Below are 3,607 nucleotides of genomic sequence, written 5' to 3' on the forward strand. Positions count from 1 at the left end.
TCCGTGGACCGGGACGCGATCAGCGCCGCGGTCGACGACGAGCTGGCCGGGTACTCCCTTGGCCGCCGGATCGCACCGACAATCCACATCATGAGGGAAGGGGCGCTGGGGCAACGAGTCGGACCAACAGGGCATTGAATCGGATCCTGCTGGCCCTGGCCGGGCTCGTGCTGCTCGCGGCCGGCGCTGCAACGGCTGCCGCCGGGATCCTGCCGGACGTTGCGGCCGCATGGGCGGGCACAGGATCCTCCCTCCTGGACCAGGCCGGAACACTCCTCGCCTCGGCACCGCTCCCGGGCCCCGCCCGCAGCTGGTGGGCCATGGCCGGGCTCGCCGCGCTGGCCACGGCCGCCGGGCTCAGTATCGCCTGGATCGCATCGCAGGGTGGCGGCCGGACACCTCGCGTGGGCCGGGAATCTGACGGCGGCCGCGGCACCACCGTCGTCGAAACCGGGTTTGTCTCGGCGGCCGTCAAACAGGCCCTCGCCGGCAACCGCCTGGTACTCGGCACCTCGGTATCGGCATGGGACAACAGAGGCACAACGGGACTCCGGCTGCGGCTCCAGGCGCGGCAGGGCGCATCTCCAAGGGAGATCGCGGACACCGCCGACGTCCTGGTGCAGGGGATCGACACATTGCTCGGCCATCCGCTCCCGGTTCTGGTCCGAATCACCAGCGGCACCAAAACCTGGGCGGCCGCACCGGATCGCGCCCGCTAGCCGGCCGGAAGATACGTACCGCAACACCGCACCACGCCGTAATGACAGCAGAGGAAACATCATGGGAATCGACGACAAAGTCAACTACACAGTCATCCACCACATCGGTGCGGCCAAAGAAGGCGTCGGCAGCATGACAGGCGACCAGGGCCTCAAGCGGGAAGGCCAGCACGAGCAGGCCCAGGCAATACTGCAGGAGGCCGGCGACCGGGTCAAGGACGCCGCGGCCGATATCGGAGAGAACATCAAGGACGCCGCGCGGAAGCTCAAGGAAGGCTTCAGCAAGGAGTAGCCCGCACCCCGACATGCCCGCGATGAAAGCAGAGATAAGCGCGTGACTGGTTCACCTTCGGCGCCGCATCAACTGGACCTCGTACCGGACGCCCTGCTGGTGGGTCGGGCCACCGACGGCGACACCGCCGCTTTCGAGGCGCTGGCCCGACGGCATGGCCCCGTTATGCGGGCCTGCGCCCGCCGCCTGACCGGCTCCCTCGCCGATGCCGACGACGTAGTGCAGGAATCGCTGATGCAGGCCTGGAAGCAGCTCGACACCCTGCGCGATGGGGACGCCGTGAAGGGCTGGCTGCTGCGTATTACCGGCAGCCGCAGCATCGACCACCTGCGCCGGCGAAGAAACCATTCGGACCTCGGCGATCTCCACCACGGGCTGGAGGCTGGTGCGGGCGCCGCTCACAGGGACCACCCCGAACACGCCGCCCTGAGCGGTTCCCGGATGGACGCGCGCAAGACCGCGCTGGCCGCCCTGCCCGAGGAACAACGCCGCTGCTGGGTGCTGAAGGCGTTCAATGACCAGAGCTATGAGGAAATTGCGCAAACCTTGAACATCAGCACTGCCAGCGTCCGCGGCCGCCTTTCCCGGGCACGCATCACTCTGGCCCGCGAAATGGAGGACTGGCGATGAGCACCCCTGGCGAGACTCTCGGCTGCGGGCACAACCTGGCAGACCTGAGCGAATACCTGGACACCGGACGGATCGGCGATCCCGGCCACCTTGAGGACTGTCCCGAATGCCAGTCCGGGCTGGCCTCGCTGCGCAGGCTCGCGGCCCTCGGCAATGAACTGCTCGACGCCGACACCGCCGCGGCCGGCAACGGCAGCGACGACTGGATGAAGACCATTCTGGACAACCTGCACCTGGAACTGCGGCCGGGCAGGAACATTCCCCTGCGCGCCGACACACCCGGCGACCTCCTCACCGAGACAGAGGGCGCCATATCGGCGCTGATCCGCTCTGTTGCGGATTCCCTGCCCGGCACCGCTGCCGGAAAATGCCGCCTGTACGGGGACGTCACCGAGCCGGGGGCCCCCATCACCATCGGCGTCGACCTCGCCGTCGTCTACGGGCATCCCTTGGAACAGCGCGCCACCGCGCTTCGCTGGAAGTTGGCCACGACCCTGGCCCTGCAGACAGAACTGAACATCACGGCGATCGATGTCACGATCACCGACGTTTTGGAGCCCGGCAATCCAGACCCAGAGGAGACGCCATGACCCAGCCCTTGCCTCCCGGGCACGGCACACCTGCGGCACTGCCCGACGCCCCGCTGCCGGCCGAGCTGCCCGACGCTGCGCTGCCGGGCGAACAGCCCGACGCCGCGCTGCCGGCCGAACTGCGGGCGGTCATCGAGGCCGTTCACGGCGTGACGGCGGTGTATCCGGCGCGACCGCTCTGGCAAACGATCGCGGGCGCGGCCCGGTCGGCCGTGACCGGAGAAGCGCCGCCGGCTGTTGACGTCATCGATTCCGGTGCCGGCGCGACACCTTCGACCGTGAGGACGCGCATCGGCGTGAGCGGGGCGTACCCGGCCCCGGAGGTGGCCCGGGCCGTGGCCGCGGCGGTGCGGCGGCACTTCAGCCCGCACCCTGTGAACGTCCACGTTGGCATCGTCCAGATCGGCATCGACCAGGTTTCAGAAGCCCCGCCGCGCAAAATATGACAAAAGACAGCGGACGACAACTGAAGCTAAGATGATCGACAGCTGTCGAACCCGCCCACGGGCGGGTGATCTGCGCCAATGCGATTCGGAGCCCCGCAGCGGGCGGGCGTGCCCGCGTCGCAATTTTCCCTAGGGCCCGGCGAAAGATGAGGGTCCCGGACCGGCTCCCGCGCCTTCCGGGAGCTTCGTCCCGCCGGGAGCGCGGCGGCACTCCACCGACCAGACGGTCCACCAACGCGGACCGACGTGACAACAGGGACCACGAAATACCGGCCCTAACCTTGATCTACCCGCCAAAACTGTTACCTCCGTCACACTCTGACGGATCCGTGCGGCCCGCACTGTGGAACCCCCGCCGGCGACCGCCTGTGACAAGGAAGAAGCCTCATGTCTGAACGCACCACCACGGCCGCTCCGGCCACTGCAGAATCTGACATTGCCCAAACTGGAACTGCCGCCTCCGCCAATGGTGACTCCGGGAACCGCGAACCGCACCTCGCCCGGGCCCTCGGCAACCGCCACATCCAGCTGCTCGCCATCGGCGGCGCGATTGGCACCGGCCTGTTCATGGGGTCCGGGAAGACCATCTCGCTCGCCGGCCCCTCCGTCATCTTCGTCTACATGATCATCGGCTTCATGCTGTTCTTCGTGATGCGTGCCATGGGCGAGATCCTGCTCTCTAACCTGAACTACAAGTCCTTCAGCGACTTCGCCGGTGACCTCCTGGGGCCGTGGGCCGGCTTCTTCACCGGATGGTCCTACTGGTTCTTCTGGGTGGTCACCGGGGTGGCGGACATCGTCGCCATTTCCGGCTACGTGGACAAGCTCGCTCCCGGCACGCCCCTGTGGATCCCCGCGCTGCTCACGCCCGTGGTCTTGATCCTCCTGAACCTCCCCACCGTGAAGGCGTTCGGTGAAGCGGAGTTCTGG

The 3,607-nt window shown here is 67.8% G+C and carries 5 protein-coding genes and 1 pseudogene; all 6 read left to right on the forward strand.

Annotation, left to right across the window (positions count from 1 at the left end; genetic code table 11):
- Positions 1-134 precede the first annotated feature (134 nt).
- Positions 135-719 carry a hypothetical protein gene (locus tag LQV45_RS20770; RefSeq protein WP_230008639.1) on the forward strand — a complete coding sequence of 195 codons (585 nt, stop codon included), beginning with the start codon at positions 135-137 and terminating at the stop codon, positions 717-719.
- Positions 720-780: 61 nt separating this feature from the next.
- Positions 781-1,011, forward strand: coding sequence for a CsbD family protein (locus LQV45_RS20775; RefSeq protein WP_230008640.1), 231 nt, complete (start codon positions 781-783; stop codon positions 1,009-1,011).
- A 42-nt stretch (positions 1,012-1,053) separates the two neighbouring features.
- Positions 1,054-1,641 carry an RNA polymerase sigma factor gene (locus LQV45_RS20780; RefSeq protein ID WP_230008641.1) on the forward strand — a complete coding sequence of 196 codons (588 nt, stop codon included), beginning with the start codon at positions 1,054-1,056 and terminating at the stop codon, positions 1,639-1,641.
- Positions 1,638-2,231, forward strand: a complete 594-nt coding sequence (locus tag LQV45_RS20785; protein ID WP_230008642.1) for an Asp23/Gls24 family envelope stress response protein — start codon at positions 1,638-1,640, stop codon at positions 2,229-2,231. The genes LQV45_RS20780 and LQV45_RS20785 overlap by 4 nt, the downstream gene beginning before the upstream one ends.
- Positions 2,228-2,677, forward strand: coding sequence for a hypothetical protein (locus tag LQV45_RS20790; RefSeq protein ID WP_230008643.1), 450 nt, complete (start codon positions 2,228-2,230; stop codon positions 2,675-2,677). The genes LQV45_RS20785 and LQV45_RS20790 overlap by 4 nt, the downstream gene beginning before the upstream one ends.
- Before the next feature lie 387 nt (positions 2,678-3,064).
- Positions 3,065-3,607 (forward strand): annotated as a pseudogene (locus tag LQV45_RS20795) (amino acid permease); the annotation flags it as partial.

It is taken from the genome of Microbacterium sp. Bi128 (assembly GCF_918698205.1).

Excerpts from the sequence above, each read along its gene's own strand:
- LQV45_RS20775 (WP_230008640.1), top strand. The coding sequence starts at position 781 with ATGGGAATCGACGACAAAGTCAACTACACAGTCATCCACCACATCGGT.
- LQV45_RS20785 (WP_230008642.1), top strand. The coding sequence starts at position 1,638 with ATGAGCACCCCTGGCGAGACTCTCGGCTGCGGGCACAACCTGGCAGAC.
- LQV45_RS20790 (WP_230008643.1), top strand. The coding sequence starts at position 2,228 with ATGACCCAGCCCTTGCCTCCCGGGCACGGCACACCTGCGGCACTGCCC.